Below are 26,003 nucleotides of genomic sequence, written 5' to 3' on the forward strand. Positions count from 1 at the left end.
GGCGCGGGGGCGGCCTTCTCGGGCCGCTGGGCCGTCGTACGGGCGGGAGGGCGGCTTCGACGGGCCGCTGGGCCGTCGTACGGGCGGGAGAGCGGCTTCGACGGGCCGCTGGGCCTCGTCGGGGCTCGCTGAGCCGTCGTCCGGGCGCGGGGGCGGCCTTCTCGGGCCGCTGGGCCGTCGTCCGGGCCACCGCGGGCTCAGCGGCCCGGGTCGCGGTGGTCCGGGTCCAGGTCCGTCTCCTCGAAGACCAGCAGCGTCCGGGTCGAGAGCACCTCGGGGATGGACTGGAGCTTGGTGAGCACCAGCTCGCGCAGGGTCCTGTTGTCGGGGGTGTGGACCAGCAGCAGGACGTCGAAATCGCCGCTGACCAGAGCGATGTGCGCGGCTCCCGGCAGGGCCTGGAGCTGTTCGCGCACGGTCCGCCAGGAATTCTGGACGATCTTGAGCGTGATGTACGCGGAGGCGCCGTGCCCCGCCCGCTCGTGGTTGACGCGCGCGCTGAAGCCGCGGATCACCCCGTCGTCGATGAGCCGGTTGATGCGCGCGTACGCGTTGGCCCGGGAGACGTGCACCCGCTCGGCCACGGAGCGGATCGAGGCGCGTCCGTCCGTCTGCAGGATCCGCAGGATGTCGCGGTCGATGGCGTCCAGCGGGCGTGCCGGGACGCCTGGGGTCACCGGTGCCGGCGCCGGTGCGACGACCTGCTCCCAGTCGTCGGCCATTTGTTCATCCGCCATGTGCCCCCGCCTCTCTCCGGTGGACGACCTGCCCTTATCCCAGGCTGTGGAGAACCGTTTGTCCACAGGCTGAAGGTGCCTGTAGCCAAAATGCCTCCACGACCGAACAATCGGTAGGTGAGGCGCGCCACACTCGCGCCACCCGCCTTCGGGTCTTATGCCCGCTCCCACGAGGAGGTGGACTCGTTGCAACAGCGCAGTTCGACAGTCCAAGAGCCGCCCGGTGCCGTTCCCGCCCACCGGCACACCCCGCCGCCGGCGTGGCAGCCCCGCACCGACCCCGCCCCGCTGCTGCCCGAGGCCGAGCCGCTGCGCGTGCTCGGCACGGACGCCGTGGCCGACGCCGACCCCGCGCTGCTGCTCCGGCTCTACGCGGAGCTGATCCGCGGCCGCCGGTACAACACCCAGGCCACCGCCCTGACCAAGCAGGGCCGCCTCGCGGTGTACCCGTCCACCACGGGACAGGAGGCGTGCGAGATCGCCGCCGCCCTCGCCCTGGAGGAGCGGGACTGGCTCTTCCCCTCGTACCGCGACACCCTCGCGGCCGTCGCCCGGGGCCTCGACCCCGTCCAGGCGCTGACCCTGCTGCGCGGCGACTGGCACACCGGGTACGACCCGCGTGAGCACCGCATCGCGCCGCTCTGCACGCCCCTGGCCACCCAGCTCCCGCACGCGGTGGGCCTCGCCCACGCCGCCCGCCTCAAGGGCGACGACGTCGTCGCGCTCGCCATGGTCGGCGACGGCGGCACCAGCGAGGGCGACTTCCACGAGGCGCTGAACTTCGCCGCCGTCTGGCAGGCCCCCGTGGTCTTCCTCGTGCAGAACAACGGCTTCGCGATCTCCGTGCCGCTCGCCAAGCAGACCGCTGCCCCGTCCCTCGCCCACAAGGCCGTCGGATACGGGATGCCCGGCCGGCTCGTCGACGGGAACGACGCGGTCGCCGTCCACCAGGTCCTCACCGAGGCCGTGGCCCGCGCGCGGCGCGGCGGCGGACCCACCCTCGTCGAGGCCGTCACCTACCGGATCGACGCCCACACCAACGCCGACGACGCCACGCGCTACCGCGCGGCGGGCGAGGTCGAGACCTGGCGGGCGCACGACCCGATCCTCCTGCTCGAACGGGAACTGACCGAGCGCGGCCTGCTCGACGAGGACGGCAGGCGCGCGGCGGCCGAGGCCGCCGAGACGATGGCGGCGGAGCTGCGCGAACGGATGAACGCCGACCCGGTGCTCGACCCGATGGAACTCTTCTCCCACGTGTACGCGGAGCAGACCACGCAGCTGCGGGAACAGGCGGCGCAGCTGCGCGCCGAGCTCGAAGCCGAGGGTGAGGCGTGATGACGACCGCGACGACCGGCCCCGCGGCGGCCAAGGCCGGCGGGACCGCCGGGAAGCCGAAGCCCGCCACGATGGCGCAGGCGCTCCAGCGCGCCATGCGCGACGCGATGGCCGAGGACCCGACCGTCCATGTGATGGGCGAGGACGTCGGCACCCTCGGCGGCGTCTTCCGGGTCACCGACGGACTCGCCAAGGAGTTCGGCGAGGACCGCTGCACCGACACGCCGCTGGCCGAGGCGGGCATCCTCGGCGCTGCCGTCGGCATGGCCATGTACGGCCTGCGGCCGGTCGTGGAGATGCAGTTCGACGCCTTCGCGTACCCGGCGTTCGAGCAGCTGATCTCGCACGTGGCGAAGATGCGGAACCGCACGCGCGGCGCGATGCCGATGCCGATCGTCATCCGTGTCCCGTACGGCGGCGGGATCGGCGGCGTCGAGCACCACAGCGACTCCTCCGAGGCCTACTACACGGCCACCCCGGGCCTGCACGTCGTCACCCCGGCCACCGTCGAGGACGCCTACGGGCTGCTGCGCGCGGCCATCGCCTCGGACGACCCGGTGGTCTTCCTGGAGCCCAAGCGGCTCTACTGGTCCAAGTCCGACTGGTCCCCCGAGGCGCCCGCCGCCGTCGAGCCGATCGGCAAGGCCGTCGTGCGGCGCCGGGGCACCGGCGCCACCCTGCTGACGTACGGGCCGTCCGTGCCGGTCTGTCTGGAGGCGGCGGAGGCCGCGCAGGCCGAGGGCTGGGACCTGGAGGTCGTCGACCTGCGCTCGCTCGTGCCGTTCGACGACGAGACGGTCTGCGCCTCCGTGCGGCGCACCGGCCGCGCGGTCGTCGTCCACGAGTCGTCCGGCTTCGGCGGCCCCGGCGCGGAGATCGCCGCGCGCGTGACCGAGCGCTGCTTCCACCACCTGGAGGCGCCGGTGCTGCGGGTCGCGGGCTTCGACATCCCGTACCCGCCGCCGATGCTGGAGCGGCACCACCTGCCGGGCGTGGACCGGATCCTGGACGCGGTGGCGCGACTGCAGTGGGAGGCGGGCAGCTGATGGCACAGGTCCTTGAGTTCAAGCTGCCCGACCTCGGTGAGGGGCTCACCGAGGCCGAGATCGTGCGCTGGCTCGTCGCCGTCGGCGACGTCGTCGCCATCGACCAGCCGGTCGTCGAGGTCGAGACGGCCAAGGCGATGGTGGAGGTGCCCTGCCCGTACGGCGGCGTCGTCACCGCACGGTACGGCGAGGAGGGCACCGAACTGCCCGTCGGCGCCCCGCTCCTGACGGTCGCCGTGGGCGGCACGGGCGCGCCGGAGGAGCTCGCGGAGGCCGCTCCGGGAGCGGCTCCCACCGCGGGTGGGGGCGACGCCGCCGCGGCCGTCTCCTCGGAGTACTCGGGCAACGTGCTCGTGGGCTACGGAACGGCCGGGCCCGCCGCCCGTCGGCGCCGGGTCCGGCACACGAACCCGGCGACGGCCTCGGCCGCCGGCCCGTCCGCGCCCGTCCGGTCTCCCGCTGTCCCGACCCCCGCCGCTCAGGCGCCCGCCGCCCCGGCTCCGGTCGCCGCCCCGGCCCCGGCCGTCGCCCCGGCCCCGGTCGCCGCACCGGCTCCCGGCGGGGACGCGCACACGGGTCCGCTGCCCGTGATCTCGCCGCTCGTGCGGAAGCTGGCCCGGGACCGGGGGCTCGATCTGCGGGAGGTGCGCGGATCCGGGCCCGAGGGCCTGATCCTGCGGGCCGACGTGGAGCTGGCCCTCGCCGCCCTGGAGCGGACCGTCGCCGCCCCGGCGCCCGCGCCCGCGGCCGTCCCGGCGTCGGCGCTCGCCGCAGCGGCCGGTGAGCGGATTCCGCTGCGCGGTGTCCGCGGCGCGGTGGCGGACAAGCTGTCCCGCAGCCGCACGGAGATCCCCGACGCGACCTGCTGGGTCGACGCCGACGCGACCGAGCTGATGGCGGCCCGCGCGGCGATGAACGCGGCCGGTGGGCCGAAGATCTCGCTGCTCGCGCTCCTCGCGCGCATCTGCGCGCACGCCCTGGCCCGGTTCCCCGAGCTCAACTCCACGGTGGACACGGCTGCCCGGGAGATCGTCCGGCTGCCGTCCGTGCACCTCGGCTTCGCCGCCCAGACCCCGCGCGGTCTGGTCGTCCCCGTGGTCAAGGACGCGGGGACCCGCACGGCCGAGTCGCTGACCGAGGAGTTCGCCCGCCTCACCGAGGCCGCGCGGCAGGGCGCGATCACCCCGGCGGATCTCACCGGCGGCACGTTCACCCTCAACAACTACGGGGTGTTCGGGGTCGACGGCTCCACGCCGATCATCAACCACCCCGAGGCGGCCATGCTCGGTGTCGGCCGGATCATCCCCAAACCCTGGGTACACCAGGGCGAACTGGCCGTCCGTCAGGTGGTGCAGCTGTCGCTCACCTTCGACCACCGCGTCTGCGACGGCGGTACGGCGGGTGGCTTCCTGCGGTACGTCGCGGACTGCGTCGAGCAGCCGGCCGTCCTGCTCCGCACGGTCTGACGCGCGCGGCCCGTCCCGCTGAAGGGGACGGGCCGCCGTCGGTGAAACCCGGCGGACCATACTGTCCGGTGTGACCACCGCTTACGACGCCGTCGTGCTCGCCGGGGGCGCCGCCCGGCGCCTCGGCGGCTCCGACAAGCCCGGGGTACGGGTCGGAGGCAGGACCCTCCTCGACCGGGTGCTCGGGGCCTGCCCCGACGCGGGCCGGACCGTGGTCGTCGCCGACCCCCGCCCGACCGGCCGCCCCGTCCGCTGGACCAGGGAGGACCCGCCCGGCGGCGGCCCCCTGGCCGCGCTCGGCGCAGGAGCGCGCGAGACCGGGGCCGACGTCCTCCTCGTGCTGTCCGCCGACCTTCCCTTCCTGGACGCGGCCACCGTCCGCCGCCTCCTCGACGCGCTCGACACGGCCCCCGACGCCGAGGCCGCGCTCCTCACCGACGCCGAGGGCCGCGACCAGCCGCTCGTCGCCGCCTACCGCCGCACACCGCTCCTGCGCGAACTGGCCCTCGTCACCGAACGGCGGGGCACCCTCGCCGACGGCCCACTGCGGCTGCTCACCGGTGGACTGCGCCTCGTCCGGGTCGGCGCGGACCCCCTGGCCTCCTTCGACTGCGACACCTGGGAGGACATCGCCACGGCCCGCGCCCGCATCAGGGAGCATGGGACCGTGCTGGATGAATGGATCACCGCAGTCAAGGACGAACTGGGCATCGACCTGGACGTCGACACCGGCGTGCTGCTCGACCTCGCCCGTGACGCCGCGCACGGCGTGGCCCGCCCCGCCGCGCCCCTGACGACCTTCCTGGTCGGCTACGCGGCGGCGCGCGCCGGCAGCGAGGGCGGGCCCGAGGCGGTCGCCGAGGCCGCCCGCAAGGCCGCGGCGCTCGCCCAGCGCTGGGCCGCCGAGCAGGACGAGGCCGGATGACCTTGAAGGAGCCCGCCCCCGTGGCCCCGGGAGCCGCCGGCGGCGCCACGACCGAGCCGCCGCACCGGGCCACCCCCTGGCCCGACGCCCGCGCCGCGGCGGCCCGGGCCGGAGCCGATGCCCGCGCCGCGGCGGCCCGGGCCGGAGCCGATGCCCGCGCTGCCGCGGCCCTGGCCGGAAACGACGCCCGGGCCGAGGCCGACACCGGCGAAGCCGACCCTCGGTGTCTGCCGCTCGGGCAGGCGCTCGGGCAGGTGCTGGCCGAGCCGCTGCTCGCCCTCACCGACCTGCCCTCCTTCGACACCTCCGCCATGGACGGCTGGGCCGTCGCGGGCCCCGGGCCCTGGACGGTCCGCGCGGAGACCCCCGTCCTCGCCGGGCAGGCGCCCGCCCCCGCGCTGGCCGCCGACGAGGCCGTACGGATCGCCACCGGCGCCCCCGTCCCGCCCGGCACCACCGCCGTCATCCGTACCGAGCACTCCCGCACCGAACGGCCCGGAACCGGGGGCACGTTGCTGCACGCCCTGCGCGAGGTGGTCACCGGACAGGACATCCGGCCCCGCGGCCAGGAGTGCCGCGCCGGGGACGTCCTGCTCCCCGCGGGCAGCGCGGTGACCCCGGTCGTCCTGGGCCTCGCCGCCGCCGCCGGATACGACGAGCTCCCGGTACCGCGACGCCCCCGGGTGGAGGTCCTGGTCCTCGGCGACGAGCTGCTCACGGCCGGACTCCCCCACGAGGGGCTCATCCGCGACGCCCTCGGCCCGATGCTCGGCCCCTGGCTGGAGGCGCTCGGCGCCGAGGTGACCGCCACCCGGCGGATCGGCGACGACGCCGAGGAGCTGTACGCGGCCGTCACCGGCTCCGCCGCCGAGCTGGTCGTGACCACCGGGGGTACCGCCGCCGGACCCGTCGACCACCTCCACCGCGTCCTCGCCAAGGCGGGCGCCACGCTCCTGGTCGACGGCGTGAAGGTCCGTCCCGGCCACCCCATGCTCCTCGCGGCCCTGGGCGGCGGGCGCCACCTCGTCGGTCTGCCCGGCAACCCGCTCGCCGCCGTCTCCGGGCTCCTCACGCTCGCGCAGCCGCTCCTCGCGGCCCTGGTCGGTACACGGTCCTCCGGGAGCCGCGCCCCCGTGCTCGACGCGGTGCCCGGGCATCCGTACGACACCCGGCTCGTCCCCGTCGTGCGCCGGGACGAGCAGCTCGTACCGCTGCGCTACAACGGGCCCGCCATGCTCCGGGGCATCGCCGTCGCGGACGGCATGGCCGTCGTCCCGCCCGGTGGTGCCCGGTCCGGCCAGGAGCTGGACGTCCTCGACCTTCCCTGGCCGCCGACGTCGGGCGCCGTACCGGCCCAAGGAGCGTGTTTCACGTGAAACTTCCCAGTCGTGACGCGATGGCCCGCCACGCGGACGAGCGGATCACCGGCCCCCAGGTCCGGCTGCCCCGCAGAGTCGTCGAGAAGCCGCTGCGCCAGGTCGGCAAGCGGCTGCTCATGGCGCTCGGCGTGCTCCTCGTGACGGTCCTCATCGTCTACGTGGACCGTGACGGCTACCACGACAACGCCGACGAGACGCTCGACTTCCTCGACTGCGCCTACTACGCGACCGTGACGCTCTCCACCACCGGATACGGCGACATCGTCCCGTACAGCGACACGGCCCGGCTCGCCAACATCCTGCTGGTCACGCCGCTGCGCGTGCTGTTCCTGATCATCCTGGTCGGCACCACTCTCGAGGTCCTCACCGAGCGGACCCGGGAGGAGTTCCGGCTGAATCGCTGGAGGTCCACCTTGCGTGACCACACCGTCATCGTCGGTTTCGGGACGAAGGGGCGGTCCGCGATCCAGACGCTCTGCGCGACCGGGCTCCGCAAGGACCAGATCGTCATCGTCGACCCCTCCAACAAGGTCATCGAGACGGCGAACGCGGACGGGTTCGTCGGGGTCATCGGCGACGCGACGCGCAGCGACGTGCTGCTCCGCGCCGAGGTGCAGAGGGCCCGGCAGATCGTGATCGCCACCCAGCGCGACGACACCGCGGTCCTGGTCACCCTGACGGCCCGCCAGCTCAACCGGGGCGCGAAGATCGTCGCCGCGGTCCGCGAGGAGGAGAACGCGCCGCTGCTCCGCCAGTCCGGCGCCGACGCGGTCATCACCAGCGCCAGCGCCGCCGGACGCCTGCTCGGGCTGTCCGTGCTGAGCCCCAGCGCCGGCACGGTGATGGAGGACCTCATCCAGCAGGGCTCGGGCCTCGACCTCGTGGAGCGTCCGGTGACCAAGAGCGAGGTCGGCAAGAGCGTCCGGGAGACCGGCGACCTGGTGGTGAGCGTGCTCCGCGGCCACCGGCTGCTCGGCTACGACGACCCCGCGGCCAGCCCGCTCCAGCTCACCGACCGGGTGATCACCATCGTGCGAGCCGCGCCGGTGACGCCGCTCTCCACGCCGCCGCAGGACTGAGCCCGCGCGGGAGTAGCCTCGCCGCCATGTATGCGATCACGATTCCGGAACCCGGTGGTCCCGAGGCCCTCGTCTGGGCCGAGGTGCCCGATCCCGTACCCGGCGAGGGCGAGGTGCTCGTCGAGGTGGTGGCGAGCGCGGTCAACCGCGCCGATCTCCTCCAGCGCCAGGGCTTCTACGACCCGCCGCCGGGCAGCTCCCCGTACCCCGGTCTGGAGTGCGCGGGCCGGGTCGCCGCGCTCGGCCCCGGGGTGTCCGGCTGGGCCGTCGGCGACGAGGTGTGCGCGCTGCTCGCCGGCGGCGGCTACGCGGAGAAGGTCGTGGTCCCGGCGGGCCAGCTGCTGCCGGTGCCGGAGGGCGTCGACCTGGTCACGGCGGCCGCGCTCCCCGAGGTCGCGTGCACCGTCTGGTCCAACATCTTCATGATCGCCCACCTGCGGCCGGGCGAGACGCTGCTCGTGCACGGGGGTGCGAGCGGCATCGGCACGATGGCCGTCCAGCTGGCGAAGGCGGTCGGGGCGCGGGTCGCGGTCACCGCCGGAGGCCCCGAGAAGCTGGCGCGCTGCGCCGAGCTGGGCGCCGACGTCCTCATCGACTACCGCGAGCAGGACTTCGTCGAGGAGCTCGCGAAGGCGACGGACGGCGCCGGGGCGGACGTCATCCTGGACATCATGGGCGCCAAGTACCTGGAGCGGAACGTGAAGGCGCTGGCCGTGAACGGCCGCCTGGTCGTCATCGGTCTCCAGGGCGGGGTGAAGGGCGAGCTGAACCTCGGGGCGCTGCTCGCGAAGCGCGCCGCCGTCATGGCGACGACGCTGCGGTCCCGTCCGGCGCGGGAGAAGGCGGCGATCGTCGCGGCCGTACGGGAGCACGTCTGGCCGCTGATCGGCGCGGGTACGGTCCGGCCCGTCGTCGACCGCACCGTGCCGCTGTCCCGGGCCGCCGAGGGGCACCGGGCCCTGGAGGAGAGCGGTCACGTCGGGAAGGTGCTGCTGGTCGTGGACCGGGACTGACCCGGGAGCACGCGAAGGGCCCGGCACGTGCGTGTGCCGGGCCCTTCGCGTGACCGTGCCCCAGGGGCCTTGGCCACGGGCCGTGACCAGGGGCCTTGACCAGGGGCCGTGACCAGGGGCCTTGACCCAAGAGGCCGTGACCACGGGCCTTGACCCAAGAGGCCGTGACCGGGACCCAGAGGTCCTGGCCCGTGCCCCGGAGCCCCTTCGCCTAGAGGTACGGGCCCGAGCGGACCGCGTGGCCGTGGCCGTGGTCGTCGTCATCGTCGTGGGACGCCCCCGGAGGCAGGGCGCGGCGCATCTGCTCCAGCTGGGCGCGGGCCGCCATCTGCTGGGCGAACAGCGCCGTCTGGATGCCGTGGAACAGGCCTTCGAGCCAGCCCACCAGCTGCGCCTGCGCGATGCGCAGCTCGGCCTCGGAGGGGATCGCCTCGTCCGTGAACGGCAGGGAGAGCCGCTCCAGTTCCTCGACGAGCTCGGGTGCGAGCCCGTCCTCCAGCTCCTTCACGGAGCTGGCGTGGATGTCCTTCAGCCTGACCCGGCTCGCCTCGTCCAGAGGGGCCGCCCGTACTTCCTCCAGGAGCTGCTTGATCATGCTGCCGATCCGCATGACCTTCGCAGGCTGCTCGACCATTTCCGTCACCGGGACCTCGCGGGGTTCGTCGTCGCCCTGAGTGCCGCCGAGCGCCATCCCGTCCTGTCCCACGATGAGGACCTGGGGGCTCTCCTGCGACCTGTCATTCCTCGGCATCTCCATGCCGCCATTCTCTCGTACACACGCGTCACCACAGGGTGTGCCCCTGTACGAGGGTGATCCACCCTCGTACAGGGGCACAGGACGGGAACGGAGACCGTCAGGTCGCCGCGCGGCGGGCCAGCGCACCGCGCGAGCGGGTCACCAGGGCCGCCAGGAGCGCCGCGCCGAGCGGGACGGCGACGAGCAGGCCGGCCAGCGTCTCCCAGGGGATGACGATCGGAACGTGCGGCGGGGTGAGGTCGCCGGTCCAGCCCTCGGCGAGGTTCTGCTCGTAGAAGCGGATCTGGTCGCGCTCCTCGGTGAGCCGGAGCCCGACGGCGGGCAGCAGGCCCGCGGCCGAGCCGAGGACCACGCCCATCGCGGCGACGACTCCGCACTGGAATCCGCTCAGGGTGCGGCGGACCCGGGGCGGGGCGCCCACGGCGGCGAGCGTCTTCAGATCGGCCTCGGCGTCGGCCTGGGCGAGGCCGGTGGCGATGCCGGCGGCACCGATGGTGACCAGGCCCGCGAAGATGGCCAGCGCGAGCAGGACGATGCCGTACTCGTTGACGAAGCCCTCCTCCAGGTGCAGCTCGACATTGCTGCCCAGCTTGGCGAGGTCGCTGTCGAGCTTCTGGCGCTGGTCGCCGTCGGGGAGCCGGTCGGTGCTGACGTACAGGCCCATCGGCACGGTGGAGAGGCCGGCGGCCTTGGCGGTGGCCGGGGTCATCAGGGCCTGGACGCCGTAGGACTTCTGGTCGCCGGGCACCAGGTAGGCCGGCAGGGAGCTGACCTTGCCGGGGACGGGGCGGCCCTGCTCGGAGGCCTTGTCGGCGGCGGCGATGTCGGTGATCTGCTTGATCCCGACGGCGCCCTTCGCGTCGACCAGGGTGCGGTTGAAGGTGACGACCTTCCCGTCGGCGAGGGCCTTCACGGTCGCGGGGTCGTCGACGCCGAGGACCTGGAGCAGCTTGGCGTCGCCGATGACGAGCCCGCCGTCCGTGATGTACATGCCGCTGCTGGAGGAGTCCTTGCAGCGCCAGTCCTCGGTGAGCATCTTCCGGCGCTCGGCGGGCGTGAACCTCGCCGAGGGGTCGCTGCCGCCGGGGCCGGACGCGTACATCGGGCACTCGTTCGCCCGGGGGATCAGGACCTCGTAGCGGCCGCAGCCCGCGTCGCCGCCCCAGGGCGGGCAGCCGGGCTTGCCGACCGAGACGCGCCCGACGTCGGCGCGGACGTCGACGGGGAAGGCGCGCTGGACCGCCTCGCGGACCGCGGGGACGTCCCGGCCGCCCTCCTCCTGGACGAACGCCGCGGCGACGCCGTACGGCAGGGAGGCCTCGTACTCGGCCCGGTTCTGGGCCTCGCGGCTGGCCATGTACGTGGTGACGGCGACGGTGCCGGCGACGGCGGCGAGGACGGCGGCGACGGCGGGTGCCGTACGGCCCCGGTTGCGGACGGCGTCCCGCAGCGCGAGGCGCGGGGAGAGCGGCAGCCAGCGGCCGGTCCGCCCGAACAGGCCCACCAGGGCCGGGGTCATGGCGACGACACCCAGCTCGGCGAGGGCGGAGCCGGCGGCCACCAGGGTGACCTGCTGGGAGACCATCGAGCCGAAGAGGGCGACCGCGCCGCCGAGGAGGAGGGCGGCCAGGCCGATCAGCGGCAGCACCCGGCTGCTGCGGCGGATCCCGCGCCGGCCGGTGAGCGAGGAGAGGACGGTCTGCCGGGAGGCGGTGACGGCCGGGACGATCGCGGCGAGCAGACCGGTCAGGACCGCGAGCAGCGCGATGCCGAGGATTTCCAGGGGCCGGATGTCGAAGGCCCCGAACCGCTGGCCCATGGTGCCTTCGAGGACCGGCTGGAGCAGCAGCGTCAGGATCACGGCGAGGACGGTGCCGGTGACGGCCGCGGCGACGCCGATGACCAGGCCACCGCTCAGCACGATCGCCCGGATGTGGCTGCGGGCACCGCCGTTGGCCCCGACCAGGCCCAGCTGGCGGCGCGAGCGGCGGGCGCCGACCGCGAAGGCGGGTCCGGCGAGCAGGCAGATCTCCAGCATCGCCAGGCCGACGACGGTGGCGAGGGAGGCGAGCTCGGCGGCGTCGGCCCCCGCGCTGGTCTCGTAGTCGCCCCAGCCGTCCTTCTGGTAGAGCGGGATCTCGGACTTGGCGGGCGGGTCGAGCAGCACGGCGCGGGAGAAGACGGCGACGCCCTTGGTGTTGATCTCCTTGACGCTGTTCCACGTGAAACCACCGGAGGCGCGCACGAGGTACGAGACGGAGGTGTCGGGCGCCGGCAGACCGGCCTTCTCGACCGCCTTGGCGTACGGGGCGAGGAAGGTCCCCGGCAGCGCGTTGACCTGATCCGTGTCGAGCGTGTTGGGAAGTTCGTACGAGCCGACGATCCGGTACGGACGCTCGAAGTTGCGGGCGGAAAGGGTGGAGCCGACCGACAGGCCGCTGCTCTCCAGGAAGTGGGAGGTCGCCATGACCTCGTCGCTCTTCTCGGGGAAGCGCCCGTCCAGGAGCGTCATGATGCCGTGGGCGACCGGATCGGACGCCTTGAGCTCACGGACCTCGGTCATGAGCAGGCCGTGGGCCGTCGTGAGCTTGGCCGAACCGATGGTGTCCGTGAGGACGGTGGAGCCCGCGGGGAACGTCTTCGTGACGTCGGTGGAGCCGCTCGGCCAGGGCTCGTTCTCGTAGTCCTTGGCCGGGGTGTGCATGTCGCCGGTCGGGTCCTGGAAGATCGGGACACCGCTGACGTCGGCGTCCTTGAAACGCGCGTCGGCGGCGCCGATCTCCCGCTCCACCCGCTCGGCGGGGGAGAGCTCGGAGCTGCGGTAGGTCAGGTCGAGGGCGCTGACGCCCAGGATGGGCAGCGCGATCATCGCGAGGACGAGGGCGCTGCGGCCCTTGGAGCGCCAGGCGTCACGACGGGCTATGCGGATCGCGGCCCGCCAGGAGTGGAACCAGGTCTTCACGCCTCGGCCACCTGGCCCGAGAGGAGGGAGTCGGCCTCGCTGCGCACGGTCTGGTCGACGATGGCGCCGTCCCGGAGGAACACGACGCGGTCGGCCCAGGCGGCGAACCGCGGCTCATGGGTGACGAGGACGCCGGCGGCGCCCGCGTCGCAGCGGGAGCGGAGCAGCGCGAGCACGGACTCGCCGGTCTCGGAGTCGAGGGCGCCGGTCGGCTCGTCGGCGAGGACGAGACGGCGGTCGCCGACGAGGGCGCGGGCGATGGCCACGCGCTGCTGCTGGCCGCCGGACATCTCGTCGGGGAAGCGGTCGGCGAGGTGGCCGAGCCCCATCTCCTCCAGGGCGGCGAGGGCCTCGACGCGCGCCTTGCGGGCCGAGGTGCCGTCCAGCTCGCGGGGCAGGGCGACGTTCTCGGCGGCGGTCAGGGCCGGGATGAGGTTGTAGTCCTGGAAGACGTAACCGATGCTGCGGCGGCGCAGGGCGGCGAGCTGCTTGACGCTCGCGGCGGTGATGTCGGTGTCCTCGACGATCACGCGGCCCGAGCTGGGGGTGTCCAGGCCGCCCGCGATGGTGAGGAGCGTGGACTTGCCGGAGCCCGACGGGCCCATGACGGCCACGAGTTCACCGGGGTACACGGCGAGGTCGATGCCGCGCAGGGCGTGCACCTCGGTGGCGCCCGCGCCGTGGACGCGGGTCAGGTTCTGGAGTTGCAGCACGGGCTGCTGTGTCGACATGGAGGGGTCCCCCCGTTGGCCGTACGCGGCTGTCGGCCGGGTACGGGTGCGTGCGGTGGAAGGTGGTGCGTGAGGGGCACGGGAGGGGCGCGGGCGTGTGCGGTCGGCGCGCCCGGGCGTACGTACCCCGGGGTGGGAGCGGGCTAGGAGGCGGCGACGCCCGGAGCGGCGGCCTTCGGGTCGGGCTGCGGGGTGACCGGAGCGGTGGGCGCGGGCGCCGGGGCCCCTGCGGGGGCCGGCGCCGACAGGCGGATCAGCCGGGACTCGCAGTGGTCGAGCCAGCGGGCCTCCGCCTCGGTCTGGAAGATCAGCTGCTCCAGGACGAGCAGCCAGGCCACGTCGTCCCGCTCCCGGGCCCCGCCGCCCTCGACGGCGAGCAGGGCCTGCGCCTTGAGGCGGGTGTAGTCCTGCATCGCCTTCACGGTGTGCCGGCGCTGGGACTGGATGACGTCGCGGATGTCGACGCCGGGTGCGCCCACGGCCATGGCGAGCTTGATGGCCAGCTCGTCGCGGGCGGGGCTGGTGCGGTCCACCGGCTTCTCGAACCAGGTCCTGAGCTCGGCGCGGCCGTTGTCGGTGATCGTGTAGAGCGTGTGCCCGGCCTCGTCCTCGCCGCCCTGCGCGACCATGCCGTCCCGTTCGAGCCGGTTGAGGGTCGTGTAGACCTGGCCGACGTTGAGCGGCCAGGTGGAGCCGGTGCGGGACTCGAACTCCGACCGGAGCTGGGAGCCGTAGCGAGGGCCGCGTTCGAGGAGGGCGAGGAGCCCGTGGCGGATCGACATACTCAGTATGTATACCGGGTATGCCGATGTGGACAACCGTCCTGAGAGGGAAGCGGGGGGTCCGACTCAAGGGGGACCCCGGGGGTCAGCGGCGTCGCATCCGCAGCCCGAGGAAGCCGATGCCGAGCCCCATCAGGGCCATCCCCACGCCCAGGGTGAGCACGGGAATCCGCTGGTCGGCGAGGGTGGGGGCGGCCTCGCCCGCCAGCCCGGGCGCCGCCGGTGGCAGGCTGGCGGGCGCCGCCTCGGGGAGGACCGGGTCCTCCTCGCGTACCCCTTCGTCCGCCTCGTCGTCGGCCTCGTTCCGGCGCGGACCTGTAACGGTTTCGGTACGAGAGGGGCCGGGCGACGGGGCCGTCGCGGTGGCGGCGGGCTCGGTGCGGCCGGGACGCGGCCGGCCCTCTCCGGCGGGCCTCCCCGCGAGCGAGGCGGAGCCGGTGGGGGTGGGGGCGTCGGAGGGCCCGGCGCTCGGTGCGGGCGGGGCGGACGGCGTACCGGTGCCGGTCGGCGCGGGCGCGGGCGGGGCGGGGCGCGTGCCCTGCGGAGGCGCGGGCGGCGAGGCCGGTGCCGGGGCGGAGGTCGAGGCCGCCGGGGAGGCGGGAGCGGAAGGGGAGGCCGGCGGCGCGGTCGGCGGCGGTGAGCTCGGCGACGGCGCGCCGGAGGGCGGGGTGGCCGTCGGCGTCGGGCCGGCACGGCGAAGACGGGACGCCTCCACGGCGGCCGGGCGGGGCGCCACGTGCGCGCGCGGCCCGGTCCGAGCGAGCGGCCCGGGGGACGCGGCCTCGCTGTGGGGCACGGCTTCTCCGTGCGGCGCGGCCTCTCCGTGCGGCGCGGCCTCTCCGCGTGGCGCGGCTTCTCCGGGTGACGCGGCCTCTCCGGGAGACGCGGCCTCTCCGCGTGGCGCGGCCTCTCCGTGCGCCGCGGCCTCTTCGGGAGGCGCGCCCTCCCCGCGTGGCCCGGTCCCTGCCCGGTGCGCCGGATGGGGCCCGGACGCGGCGGACGCCTGGGGTGCCGCGCGGGTGAAGAGCGCCCCCTGCGCCACGGGGCTCGCCGGGGTGAGGGGTGCGGCGTACAGGGCGCACGCGCAGGTGAACACGCAGGTGAGCGCCGGGCGAAGGGCCCGCGCGCGTGCCGTGCGGAGTGCTGGAGTCACCGGGTGACCCCCTCCCGTACCGAGCCGCCGAGATGTTCAACTCAGCGTCACATGTCGGAACATTTCCGGCATCCGGGACGGGGGCAGGGGGCGTACGGCGACCTCGTGACTACTGCGGCGGGTTGCCCGTCGAGATCTTGAGGGTGAACTCGGCGTCCTTGTCGGAGATGTCCTCACCGGCCGGCGGGTACTGCTCCAGGACCGTGCCCTCGCCGTACGTGGACTCGTCCACCGGCGTCTGGGTCATGATCTTCCACCCGGCCGCCTGCACGCAGTCCTTCACCGACTGGATGTTCTTGTAGGTGAAGTTGGGGACCTCGAACTTCGAGGGGTCGTCATTCGACTCCGAGGGCTGCGTGCACTTCTTCGGGTCGATGGTCTTGGTCAGGTCGGGGCCCTTGTGTCCGGGCGCCGCCGACTCGCTCTGCTGGGTCTGCGTGCCCCCGGTGCCGCCCGCCTGCGGGTCCTCTTCCTTGTTGTCCAGGTTGAGCACGACGAGCAGGCCGCCGACCGCGAGCAGCGCGGCGGCGATCGCGCCGACGAGCACCCGGGTGTTCCGGCGGGGCCCCGAGCCGCCGCTCACGGCGGGCGCCGGGGTCTGGGCGTACGGCGCGGGCGTCGGGGCGTACGGCGCGGGGGCCGGGGCCTGGTACGGCGCGGGCGTCGGCGCCTGCTGCGGGTAGCCGTACGTCGGGGCGGGCGCGGGCGTCGCGGGGCCGTACGGGCCGGGCTGCGGCGTCGGCGGCAGGTAGGGCTGCTGCACGCCGTGCGGGGTGGGCGGCGGGGTCTGGCCGATGGGCGGGAAGACCGCCGAGCCGACGCCCGCGCCGCTGCTGACCGGGCCGCCCTGGACGATCATCGGCGCACCGGTCTGACCGGCGGCGAGGACCCGCAGGCACTCGTCGCGCATGGCGGCGGCGCTCGGGAACCGCTCGTTCGGGTTCTTCCGCAGGGCGCGGGCGACGAGCGCGTCCATCGCCGGGGTCACCGAGCGGTTGACGGAGGACGGGGCGACCGGCTCCTCCTGCACGTGCGCGTAGGCGATGGCGAGCGGCGAGTCGGCGTCGAAGGGGAGACGGCCCGTCAGCAGCTGGAAGAGCATGATGCCGACCGAATAAAGGTCGGAGCGGGCATCCACCGCGCGGCCGAGGGCCTGCTCGGGGGAGAGGTACTGGGGGGTGCCGACGACCATGCCGGTCTGCGTCATGGAGGTGACGCCGGACTGCATGGCCCGCGCGATGCCGAAGTCCATGACCTTGACCACGCCGCGCTTGGTCTGCATCACGTTGCCCGGCTTGATGTCCCGGTGGACCAGGCCCATCTCGTGGCTGACCTCGAGGGCGGCCAGCACGTCGGCGGTCACCTTGAGCGCCTTGTCGGCCGGCATCGCGCCGTACTGCTGGACGTCGGAGGCGAGGACCGAGCCGAGCGGCTGTCCCTCCACGTACTCCATGACGATGTACGGCATCACGGCGCCGTCGAGGGTGTCCTCGCCGGTGTCGAAGACCGAGACGATGTTCGTGTGGGACAGCTTCGCGACGGCCTGCGCCTCGCGCCGGAACCGCTCGCGGAAGGACTGCTCCCGGCCGAGCTCCGTGTGCAGCGTCTTGATCGCGACCTGCCGGTCGAGGGCGCTGTCGTACGCCAGGTACACCGACGCCATGCCGCCCTCACCGAGAAGGTCACGCAGCTGGTACCGGCCGCCCGCGACCGAACCGCCCGCATAGCGGCCCTGTGCGCCGTCCTGGCTCATCTGTGCTTCCCCCTACGCGCGCGTGGCGGCGTCGATCCGGAATTTCCAGGCGCAAGTCTGCCGTAGGGCAGTGACACGTCAAGCCGGGCGCCGGTTCGGTACCCGTTCCGTGACCCTCCGCACAGGAAGCGTTTCCGCGCTCTCGGAGGAAACCCGTCGAATTTGCACAGGTGTACGTCGAGGGGGTTGGATGGCCGGTCCATCTCGGACCGTGGTGTCGTACGGAGCCTGTAGCGTGGCGACTGGACACGGCACGACAGACGACGGCGAGGACTGATGGCACCCGAATCCGGAGCAGGTGGCGGTGTGCCGGACGCGTCGGCGGAATCGTGGGGCGTGGGCGGGGTCGTCGGCGACGGCCGGTACCGCCTGACGCACCGTCTGGGCCGGGGCGGCATGGCCGAGGTCTTCGCGGCCGAGGACGTGCGGCTCGGCCGCACCGTGGCCGTCAAGCTGCTGCGCGCCGACCTCGCCGAGGACCCGGTGTCCAAGGCCCGCTTCACCCGCGAGGCGCAGTCCGTCGCCGGTCTCAACCACCACGCCATCGTCGCCGTGTACGACTCCGGCGAGGACCTGGTGGGCGGCCGGCCCGTGCCGTACATCGTGATGGAGCTGGTCGAGGGCCGCACCATCCGTGACCTGCTGCTCAGCGCCGAGGCGCCCGGGCCCGAGCAGGCGCTCATCATCGTCTCCGGGGTCCTGGAGGCGCTGGCCTACTCGCACCAGCACGGCATCGTGCACCGTGACATCAAGCCGGCGAACGTGATCATCACGCACGGCGGCGCGGTGAAGGTCATGGACTTCGGCATCGCGCGCGCCCTGCACGGCGCGCAGTCGACGATGACCCAGACCGGCATGGTCATGGGCACCCCGCAGTACCTCTCCCCCGAGCAGGCGCTCGGCAAGGCGGTCGACCACCGTTCCGACCTGTACGCGACCGGCTGCCTCCTCTACGAACTGCTCGCGCTGCGGCCCCCGTTCACCGGCGAGACGCCGCTGTCCGTCGTGTACCAGCACGTGCAGGACGCGCCGATCCCGCCGTCCGACGTGGCGCAGGGCGCGCCGCCGGAGCTCGACGGCCTGGTGATGCGCTCCCTCGCGAAGGACCCGGACGACCGGTTCCAGAGCGCCGAGGAGATGCGCGGGCTCATCCAGTACGGCCTGCAGATGCTCCAGCAGCAGGGCGGTCACACCGGCACGTGGAACACCGGCCCGGTCGAGACGCACGACGGGATGCACACCCCGGGCGCCGGCATGGCCGCGACGACCGCGATGGGCCACCCGATGCACGGCGAGACCGCGCAGGGCCCGATCCTCCCGCCGATGAACCCGGACGACGGCGGTTACGGCGGCTACGACGCCGGCACGGTCGGCACCGGCGGCTACGGCCAGGACGGCTACGGCTCCCACGGCGGCAAGGGCGGCCGGGGCAAGGTGTGGCTGTTCGCCGCGCTCGCGGTGATCGCCGTCGTCGCCGGAGTCGTCTTCGCGCTCGACAAGGCCGGCGACAACGGGGGGAACACGGGCGGCACCACGCCGACCGTCAGCAACTCGCCGTCGACGGTCTCCGAGGAGCCCAGCCCCTCGCAGGAGACCAGCCAGGAGACCACCGAGGACCCGGGCACGTCGAGCGGCGGCTCCACCGAGGAGCCGTGGACCCCGCCGGCGACGCAGACGCCGACCGAGACCACGGGCACGCCGACGACCGAGCCGCCGACGGAGCCGACGACCGCGCCGCCGACCGAGCCCACGCACACCCCGACCAAGACGACGGCGCCGCCGACGGACAACCCGACGGACCCGACGGGCGAGCCGACCGACGACTCCTCCGGCGGCAACGGCAACCCGGACACCCCGCCGACGGGCACGGGCACGGAGACCGGCTGACCCCGGGAGGCCGGCCCGCGCGGCGCGGGCGTCGCGGACGGCCGGGCCCTCACCCGGCGAAGGCGTCGCGGACCGCCGCGTACTCGCGGGTCCACCAGACCGCCAGGGCCGACACCGCGGGGAACTGCGGGTCGGCCCTCCGGTCGTGCAGCTGGTAGCGCCAGCGCAGCGTCCAGAAGTCGTTGAGCCGCTCCCACCACACCCGGTGCGCCGCCGCGGCCATCTCCGCGCCGTCCGCACCCGTCTCACGCCGGTACGCGCGCGCGTACGCCCGTACCTTCTCCAGGGCCAGCTGCCCCTCCGGCCGTACGAAGAAGATGGCGGCCGCCCGGACCGCCTCCTCGGCCCTGGGGCGGACCCCGAGCCGGTCCCAGTCGACGATCGCGGCGGGCTCCGCGCCCCGGTACAGCAGGTTCAGCGGGTGGAAGTCGCCGTGCACCCACCCGGCGGCGGAGGCGGGCGGGGGACGGTGGTGGGCGTGTTGCGCGAGCAGTCGGCGCCGCTCCCTGAGCCGGTGCTCGGCGAGCGCGTCGAAGCTGTCGCGGGGCCGGTGCGCGCGGGCGAGGCGGAGCAGCTCCTCGATGGCCCGGAAGGTGTCCTCGGGGCGTGCGCTGTCGTGGTCGCCGCCCGGTGGCGGGGACTCCATGACCTGCTCCAGGCAGGTGTGGACGCGGCCGAGGAGGGTGCCGAGGCGCCGTGAGCAGCCGGTGGAGAGCTGCGCGCCGTCGCGGTGCCGGCCGTCGACCCAGGGGTGCAGGGCGTAGCAGTGGCCGCCGACGAGCGCGACCGTGCGGCCCCGGCTGTCCGGGAGCGGCGGGGCCACGGGCAGGCCGAGGGCGGCGAGGCGCTGGGTGGCCCGGTGCTGGCGGGTGATGGTGGCCCGGTCGGAGGTGGGGGCGTCCAGGTGCTGCTTGAGGAAGTAGGCGCCGCGGGTGGTGGAGAGCCGGTAGCCGCGGTTGAGCAGGCCCTCGGTCACGGGGACGCAGGAGAGGGGCTCGCCGACGTCCCTGTAGCGGCGCAGGAGGGGGCCGACGGGCGGAGCGAGCGGTACAGATGAGCGCGGCACTCCGCAGATGTTAGATCACGCTGCGTGGTGGAGGTGTCGCTCCCCGGGAGGGGCCGGGGACCCGGCGGGCGTCCCGGGGCGGTCCTCGGCGGGGTAGTCGAGCTCGTGGACCGTCACGAACTGCGGCTCGATCCGCATGAACACCGGGGTGAACGGCTCGCCGTCCACCTGGACGGGCTCGGGCCCGAAGGCCGCGCGTTCCGCCGCCGTCGGCTCGACGATCTCGGCGGTCCCCGTGAACTGCACGGACCAGATGCGCGTGGCACCGGAGTCGAAGTTGTCCGCGCCGTACGCGACGACGCTGCCGTTGCAGGCCCGGTGGTAGCCGAGGCCCCGGTGCATCCGGAGCAGGACGCGGCCGTCGGACACGACGTGGCGGGCCGGGGCGACGAACGGCATCGCCCGCATGCTCGTCGCCACCCGGCCGTACGACACGCGGCCGAGCAGCTCGATGGCGCGGATCTCGTCGGTGGGCTTGGCCTCGTCGGTGGGCATGACTTCCACTCTCCGCCACCGGCACTCTGTCGGAAAAGGGGCTCCTGCCCCGGTTCGGAGGGTCCTAGGTCCCGAAACCGGGCCGTCGGACCAGGTTGGCGTCGGACCCGGTGGCCGTCGACCCGGTGGCCGTCGACCCGGTGGCCGTCGACCCGGTGGCCGTCGGACCTGGTTGGCCGTCGGACCTGGTTGGCCGTCGGACCCGGTCCGGCCCGTCACGGCCGCGACCGGGGTCCGGAGCTCCTCGGCCTCAGTGGCGCTCGGCCTGGCGCCGCGCCACGTACGCGGCGGCCTGCGAGCGCCGCTCCATGCCCAGCTTCGACAACAGGCTGGAGACGTAGTTCTTGATGGTCTTCTCCGCGAGGTGGAGCCGCTCGCCGATGACCCGGTTGGTCAGGCCCTCGCCGATCAGGTCGAGGATCTTCCGCTCCTGCTCCGTCAGCCGGGCGAGCTTGTCGTCGCCCTTCGGGTTGTTGCCGTCGCGCAGCCGCTCCAGGACCCGGGCGGTGGCCACCGGGTCGAGCAGCGACTTGCCGGCCGCCACGTCCCGCACGGCGTTCAGGAGCTCGTTGCCCCGGATCGCCTTGAGCACATATCCCGAGGCCCCGGCCATGATCGCGTCGAAGAGGGCCTCGTCGTCCGCGTACGAGGTCAGCATCAGGCACTTGACCGACTCGTCCTGCGAGCGGACCTCCCGGCACACCTCCACTCCGCTGCCGTCCGGCAGTCGCACGTCGAGCACCGCGACGTCGGGGCGGGTCGCGGGGATCCTGACCAGCGCGTCGGCCGCCGTCCCGGCCTCGCCGACCACCTCGATGTCGTCCTCCACGGAGAGCAGCTCGTGGACGCCGCGCCGCACGACTTCATGGTCGTCCAGCAGAAATACCCGGATTTTTCCTTCTTCGCGCACGCGGTCAGTCTCACATATTGGGTCTTCCGGCGCCCGGGGTGCGCGGGATAACGTGCCGGGTGTTCCGACGACGGCGTCGGGTCGTTGTCCATGCGCTGACCAGCGGCGCTTCCACCCCTTTCTCGATTTACTTGGAAATCCAAGCAAAATCGCAGGTCAAGTGGGGTTTCGCGGGAATGCCGCGTAATGGGTAACGTGCCTATGACGGCGTTCGCCGGAGCACCTGTCACGCCCCACTCCGGCCGCGTCGCACCCACCCCGTGCGAAGGTACGGACAAGGCGGAGCCGCACTGGCCTCACCGGCGAACCCGGGGGCCGGACCGACGGAGGAGCACGCACGTGACCGTGGAGAGCACTGCCGCGCGCAAGACGACGCGACGCAGCAGCGGCACCAAGCGCACCGCAAGCGCGAGCACGAGCACCACCAAGAAGGCGACGACGAAGCCCGCCACGGCCTCGGAGCCCGAGCTCGTTCAGCTGTTGACGCCCGAAGGGGAGCGCGTCCAGCACCCCGAGTACGACATCGACCTGAGCGCCGAGGAGCTGCGCGGTCTCTACCGCGACATGGTCCTCACCCGCCGCTTCGACGCCGAGGCGACCGCCCTGCAGCGCCAGGGCGAGCTGGGCCTGTGGGCCTCGCTGCTCGGCCAGGAGGCGGCGCAGATCGGTTCCGGCCGGGCGCTGCGCGACGACGACTACGTCTTCCCGACCTATCGTGAGCACGGCGTCGCCTGGTGCCGCGGGGTCGACCCCACGAATCTGCTGGGAATGTTCCGCGGTGTGAACAACGGCGGCTGGGATCCCAGCAGCAACAATTTCCACCTGTACACGATCGTCCTCGGCTCGCAGACCCTGCACGCCACCGGTTATGCCATGGGCATCGCCAAGGACGGCGCGGACTCCGCCGTGCTCGCCTACTTCGGCGACGGCGCCTCCAGCCAGGGCGACGTCAACGAGTCGTTCGTGTTCTCCGCGGTCTACAACGCCCCGGTCGTGTTCTTCTGCCAGAACAACCAGTGGGCCATCTCCGAGCCCATCGAGAAGCAGACGCGCGTCCCGCTCTACCAGCGCGCCCGCGGCTTCGGCTTCCCCGGCGTCCGCGTCGACGGCAACGACGTGCTGGCCTGCCTGGCCGTGACCCGGTCGGCCCTGGAGCGCGCCCGCCGCGGCGAGGGTCCGACGCTCATCGAGGCGTTCACGTACCGCATGGCCGCCCACACCACCTCCGACGACCCGACGCGCTACCGCCGGGACGCGGAGCGGGAGGCCTGGGAGGCCAAGGACCCGATCCTGCGCCTCAAGGCGTACATGGAGAACGAGGGCCACGCCGACGCGGCCTTCTTCGAGGAGCTGGAGGCCGAGAGCGAGGCCCTCGGCAAGAGCGTCCGCGAGGTCGTCCGCGCCATGCCCGTCCCGGAGCACATGGCGATGTTCGACCACACGTACGCGGACGGGCACGCGCTCGTCGACGAGGAGCGCGCCGAGTTCGCCGCCTACCAGGCGTCCTTCGAGGGCGGAGAGGCCGAGTAATCATGGCTGTTCAGAAGCTTCCCCTGGCGAAGGCGCTCAACGAGTCGCTGCGCAAGGCCCTGGAGACCGACCCCAAGGTCGTCATCATGGGCCTGGACGTCGGCAAGCTCGGCGGTGTCTTCCGGATCACCGACGGACTGCAGAAGGACTTCGGCGAGGACCGGGTGGTCGACACCCCGCTCGCCGAGTCCGGCATCGTCGGCACCGCGATCGGTCTCGCCCTGCGCGGCTACCGCCCGGTCGTGGAGATCCAGTTCGACGGCTTCGTCTTCCCGGCGTACGACCAGATCGTCACCCAGCTGGCGAAGATGCGGGCCCGGTCGCTCGGCACCGTGAAGATGCCGGTCGTCATCCGCATCCCGTACGGCGGCGGCATCGGCGCGGTCGAGCACCACTCCGAGTCCCCCGAGTCGCTCTTCGCGCACGTCGCGGGCCTCAAGGTCGTCACCCCGGCGAACTCCTCCGACGCCTACTGGATGCTCCAGCAGGCGATCCAGAGCGACGACCCGGTCATCTTCTTCGAGCCCAAGCGCCGCTACTGGGACAAGGGCGAGCTCGACACCGAGGCCATCCCCGGCGAGCTGCACAAGGCCCGCGTCGCCCGCGAGGGCACGGACCTCACGCTCGTCGCGTACGGCCCGATGGTGAAGACCTGCCTGGAGGCGGCCGCCGCCGCGGCCGAGGAGGGCAAGTCGGTCGAGGTCGTGGACCTGCGCTCGATCTCCCCGCTCGACTTCGACACCATCCAGGCCTCGGTCGAGAAGACCCGCCGCCTGGTGGTCGTCCACGAGGCCCCGGTGTTCTTCGGCTCCGGCGCGGAGATCGCCGCCCGCATCACCGAGCGCTGCTTCTACCACCTGGAGGCCCCCGTCCTGCGGGTCGGCGGCTACCACGCGCCGTACCCGCCGGCGCGCCTGGAGGAGGAGTACCTGCCGGGTCTGGACCGCGTGCTCGACGCCGTCGACCGCTCGCTGGCGTACTGAGGAGAGCACCGTGACGATCCGCGAATTCAAGATGCCCGACGTGGGCGAGGGCCTCACCGAGGCCGAGATCCTCAAGTGGTACGTCCAGCCCGGTGACACGGTCGAGGACGGCCAGGTCGTGTGCGAGGTCGAGACGGCCAAGGCCGCGGTCGAGCTGCCGATCCCCTTCGACGGCACGGTCCACGAGCTGCTGTTCCCCGAGGGCACCACGGTCGACGTCGGCCAGGTCATCATCTCGGTGAACGTGGGCGGCGGCGCCGCTCCCGAGGCACCGGCGGCACCGGCCGCGGCCGCCGCCCCCGCGCAGGAGCCGGTGGCCGAGCCCGAGCCGGAGGGCCGCCAGCCGGTCCTGGTCGGCTACGGCGTGGCCGCGAGCTCCACCAGGCGGCGCGCCCGCAAGGCGACGGCGGCCGAGCCCGTCTCCGTACCGGCGGCCCCGGCGGCCCCGGTGGTCCCCGAGCAGCTGAACGGCCACGGTCCCGCGACCGGCCGCCCGCTGGCCAAGCCGCCGGTGCGCAAGCTGGCCAAGGACCTCGGTGTCGACCTGGCGACGGTCACCCCGACGGGCCCGGACGGGATCATCACCCGCGAGGACGTCCACGCGGCGGCCGCTCCGGCCGAGGCTCCGGCGGTCCAGGCCCCGGCGCCCGTGGCGGCCCCGGTCGCGGCGCCCGCTCCGGTGCCGGCTCAGGCCCCGGCCGTGGCGTCCGACGCCCGGGAGACCCGTGTGCCCATCAAGGGCGTGCGGAAGGCCACGGCGGCGGCGATGGTCGGCTCGGCCTTCACGGCCCCGCACGTCACCGAGTTCGTGACCTTCGACATCACGCGCACGATGAAGCTGGTCGAGGAGCTCAAGTCCGACAAGGACATGGCGGGCCTGCGGGTCAACCCGCTCCTCCTCATCGCCAAGGCCGTCCTGGTCGCGGCCAAGCGCAACCCGGAGATCAACGCGGCCTGGGACGAGGCGGCGCAGGAGATCGTCCTCAAGCACTACGTGAACCTGGGCATCGCCGCGGCCACCCCGCGCGGTCTGATCGTGCCGAACATCAAGGACGCGCACGCCCAGACCCTGCCCGAGCTCTCGCGGTCCCTGAGCGAGCTCGTCGCCACCGCCCGCGAGGGCAAGACGACGCCGGCGGCGATGCAGGGCGGCACCTTCACCATCACCAACGTCGGCGTCTTCGGCGTCGACACCGGTACGCCGATCCTGAACCCCGGCGAGTCCGCGATCCTCGCGGTCGGTGCGATCAAGCTCCAGCCGTGGGTCCACAAGGGCAAGGTGAAGCCGCGTCAGGTCACCACGCTGGCGCTCTCCTTCGACCACCGTCTGGTCGACGGCGAGCTCGGCTCCAAGTTCCTGGCGGACGTCGCCGCGATCCTGGAGAACCCGAAGAGGCTCATCACCTGGGCGTAGCGGGCTGGTTCGTCCGTTTCACGTGAAACATCCGGTGGTGGCACCAGCTGCCACCGGATGCTTGGGTCGAGGCCATGGACCTCCACCTCGCACCACCGCACGGCGCCGGGCCCGTACGCCTCGGCATGACCCTCGGCGAGACGGTGGCCGCTGTCGCGCCCTGGGGCGAGCCCCGGGTGCGCACCCGCCCGAACCGTGTTCCGGTGACCGTCTCGGCCGCCTGCGACGGCGTGGGCGTCGAGGTGCTCCTGGAGGAGGAGAACACCGTCACGGCCGTCGAGCTGTGGTGGCCGGGAGAAGGCCGGGACACCTCGACGCGGGTGCTCCTGGAGGGCGTCGGCATGCTGCGCGCTCCCGACGCCGACGTCTTCCGGACCCCCGCCGACGAACTCCTCGGGCGCATCGCCGCCCAGGGGTGGCGGGTGCACGACGGGGACGGCGAGGACCCCTTCGTGGCCGGTCTCTCGCTCGGCTTCACCCGCCGCACCTCCCAGGAGGTCCCGCGCAGGCCCGACGGTCTCCCGGTGCGCTTCACCTCCGTACTCGTCGGCGGCGAGGACTACTACGACGTCCGGCTCCGGTAAGGGGTCCAGGATG

The 26,003-nt window shown here is 73.7% G+C and carries 22 protein-coding genes; 12 read left to right on the top strand and 10 right to left on the bottom strand.

Going from position 1 to position 26,003, the window contains the following annotated elements:
* Positions 1–197 precede the first annotated feature (197 nt).
* Positions 198–722: an Lrp/AsnC family transcriptional regulator gene (locus tag ABTY59_RS08620; RefSeq protein ID WP_352018503.1), complete on the bottom strand. Its 525-nt coding sequence runs from the start codon at positions 720–722 to the stop codon at positions 198–200.
* 192 nt (positions 723–914) lie between these two features.
* Here ABTY59_RS08620 and pdhA (ABTY59_RS08625) point away from each other — a divergent pair, with 192 nt between their 5' ends.
* From pdhA (ABTY59_RS08625) to ABTY59_RS08655, 7 genes are all read left to right on the top strand, one after another.
* Positions 915–2,075 carry a pyruvate dehydrogenase (acetyl-transferring) E1 component subunit alpha gene (pdhA, locus tag ABTY59_RS08625; protein WP_352018504.1) on the top strand — a complete coding sequence of 387 codons (1,161 nt, stop codon included), beginning with the start codon at positions 915–917 and terminating at the stop codon, positions 2,073–2,075.
* On the top strand, positions 2,075–3,121 hold the full coding sequence (locus tag ABTY59_RS08630; protein ID WP_352018154.1) for an alpha-ketoacid dehydrogenase subunit beta: 1,047 nt from the start codon (positions 2,075–2,077) through the stop codon (positions 3,119–3,121). The genes pdhA (ABTY59_RS08625) and ABTY59_RS08630 overlap by 1 nt, the downstream gene beginning before the upstream one ends.
* Positions 3,121–4,587, top strand: coding sequence for a dihydrolipoamide acetyltransferase family protein (locus tag ABTY59_RS08635; RefSeq protein WP_352018155.1), 1,467 nt, complete (start codon positions 3,121–3,123; stop codon positions 4,585–4,587). The genes ABTY59_RS08630 and ABTY59_RS08635 overlap by 1 nt, the downstream gene beginning before the upstream one ends.
* A gap of 70 nt (positions 4,588–4,657) precedes the next feature.
* Positions 4,658–5,512: an NTP transferase domain-containing protein gene (locus ABTY59_RS08640; RefSeq protein ID WP_352018156.1), complete on the top strand. Its 855-nt coding sequence runs from the start codon at positions 4,658–4,660 to the stop codon at positions 5,510–5,512.
* Entirely contained in the window at positions 5,482–6,888 is a 1,407-nt protein-coding gene (locus ABTY59_RS08645) for a molybdopterin molybdotransferase MoeA (protein ID WP_502995351.1), read from the top strand. The genes ABTY59_RS08640 and ABTY59_RS08645 overlap by 31 nt, the downstream gene beginning before the upstream one ends.
* Positions 6,885–7,970 carry a potassium channel family protein gene (locus ABTY59_RS08650; RefSeq protein ID WP_403537395.1) on the top strand — a complete coding sequence of 362 codons (1,086 nt, stop codon included), beginning with the start codon at positions 6,885–6,887 and terminating at the stop codon, positions 7,968–7,970. Before ABTY59_RS08645 ends, ABTY59_RS08650 begins: the two co-directional genes overlap by 4 nt.
* Before the next feature lie 26 nt (positions 7,971–7,996).
* Positions 7,997–8,983, top strand: coding sequence for an NAD(P)H-quinone oxidoreductase (locus tag ABTY59_RS08655; protein ID WP_352018158.1), 987 nt, complete (start codon positions 7,997–7,999; stop codon positions 8,981–8,983).
* A gap of 211 nt (positions 8,984–9,194) precedes the next feature.
* Here the strand turns inward: ABTY59_RS08655 and ABTY59_RS08660 are convergent, their stop codons facing one another.
* The 6 genes from ABTY59_RS08660 to ABTY59_RS08685 all read right to left on the bottom strand — a co-directional run bounded on the left by ABTY59_RS08660 (position 9,195) and on the right by ABTY59_RS08685 (position 17,121).
* Positions 9,195–9,740 carry a bacterial proteasome activator family protein gene (locus tag ABTY59_RS08660; protein ID WP_123453478.1) on the bottom strand — a complete coding sequence of 182 codons (546 nt, stop codon included), beginning with the start codon at positions 9,738–9,740 and terminating at the stop codon, positions 9,195–9,197.
* 97 nt (positions 9,741–9,837) lie between these two features.
* Positions 9,838–12,702, bottom strand: coding sequence for an ABC transporter permease (locus tag ABTY59_RS08665; RefSeq protein ID WP_352018159.1), 2,865 nt, complete (start codon positions 12,700–12,702; stop codon positions 9,838–9,840).
* The gene (locus tag ABTY59_RS08670; RefSeq protein WP_352018160.1) at positions 12,699–13,433 is read right to left on the bottom strand and encodes an ABC transporter ATP-binding protein; all 735 of its coding nucleotides are present in this window, start codon (positions 13,431–13,433) and stop codon (positions 12,699–12,701) included. Before ABTY59_RS08670 ends, ABTY59_RS08665 begins: the two co-directional genes overlap by 4 nt.
* Positions 13,434–13,576: 143 nt before the next feature.
* Positions 13,577–14,215 carry a PadR family transcriptional regulator gene (locus tag ABTY59_RS08675; RefSeq protein WP_352018161.1) on the bottom strand — a complete coding sequence of 213 codons (639 nt, stop codon included), beginning with the start codon at positions 14,213–14,215 and terminating at the stop codon, positions 13,577–13,579.
* Positions 14,216–14,300: 85 nt separating this feature from the next.
* Entirely contained in the window at positions 14,301–15,011 is a 711-nt protein-coding gene (locus ABTY59_RS08680) for a hypothetical protein (RefSeq protein ID WP_352018162.1), read from the bottom strand.
* Between the two features lie 466 nt (positions 15,012–15,477).
* Positions 15,478–17,121, bottom strand: coding sequence for a protein kinase domain-containing protein (locus ABTY59_RS08685; protein WP_352018163.1), 1,644 nt, complete (start codon positions 17,119–17,121; stop codon positions 15,478–15,480).
* 276 nt (positions 17,122–17,397) lie between these two features.
* On the opposite strand from ABTY59_RS08685, the gene ABTY59_RS08690 reads away from it, so the two are divergent.
* Positions 17,398–19,008, top strand: coding sequence for a protein kinase domain-containing protein (locus ABTY59_RS08690; RefSeq protein WP_352018164.1), 1,611 nt, complete (start codon positions 17,398–17,400; stop codon positions 19,006–19,008).
* A gap of 49 nt (positions 19,009–19,057) precedes the next feature.
* Here the strand turns inward: ABTY59_RS08690 and ABTY59_RS08695 are convergent, their stop codons facing one another.
* From ABTY59_RS08695 to ABTY59_RS08705, 3 genes are all read right to left on the bottom strand, one after another.
* A complete protein-coding gene (locus ABTY59_RS08695) occupies positions 19,058–20,074 on the bottom strand; it encodes a phosphotransferase (protein WP_352018165.1) in 1,017 nt (338 codons plus the stop codon).
* 15 nt (positions 20,075–20,089) lie between these two features.
* Positions 20,090–20,569, bottom strand: a complete 480-nt coding sequence (locus tag ABTY59_RS08700; RefSeq protein WP_352018166.1) for a pyridoxamine 5'-phosphate oxidase family protein — start codon at positions 20,567–20,569, stop codon at positions 20,090–20,092.
* Between the two features lie 250 nt (positions 20,570–20,819).
* Entirely contained in the window at positions 20,820–21,479 is a 660-nt protein-coding gene (locus ABTY59_RS08705) for a response regulator (RefSeq protein ID WP_352018167.1), read from the bottom strand.
* A 339-nt stretch (positions 21,480–21,818) separates the two neighbouring features.
* Here ABTY59_RS08705 and pdhA (ABTY59_RS08710) point away from each other — a divergent pair, with 339 nt between their 5' ends.
* The 4 genes from pdhA (ABTY59_RS08710) to ABTY59_RS08725 all read left to right on the top strand — a co-directional run bounded on the left by pdhA (ABTY59_RS08710) (position 21,819) and on the right by ABTY59_RS08725 (position 25,990).
* Positions 21,819–23,009, top strand: coding sequence for a pyruvate dehydrogenase (acetyl-transferring) E1 component subunit alpha (pdhA, locus tag ABTY59_RS08710; RefSeq protein WP_352018168.1), 1,191 nt, complete (start codon positions 21,819–21,821; stop codon positions 23,007–23,009).
* A gap of 2 nt (positions 23,010–23,011) precedes the next feature.
* Positions 23,012–23,992 (top strand): alpha-ketoacid dehydrogenase subunit beta, encoded by a 981-nt coding sequence (locus tag ABTY59_RS08715; protein ID WP_352018169.1) that lies wholly within the window; start codon positions 23,012–23,014, stop codon positions 23,990–23,992.
* 31 nt (positions 23,993–24,023) lie between these two features.
* A complete protein-coding gene (locus tag ABTY59_RS08720; RefSeq protein ID WP_352018506.1) occupies positions 24,024–25,406 on the top strand; it encodes a dihydrolipoamide acetyltransferase family protein in 1,383 nt (460 codons plus the stop codon).
* Between the two features lie 74 nt (positions 25,407–25,480).
* On the top strand, positions 25,481–25,990 hold the full coding sequence (locus tag ABTY59_RS08725) for a hypothetical protein (RefSeq protein WP_352018170.1): 510 nt from the start codon (positions 25,481–25,483) through the stop codon (positions 25,988–25,990).
* Positions 25,991–26,003: the final 13 nt, after the last annotated feature.

Source organism: Streptomyces sp. NPDC096079, from assembly GCF_040303145.1.
GTDB lineage: Bacteria > Actinomycetota > Actinomycetes > Streptomycetales > Streptomycetaceae > Streptomyces.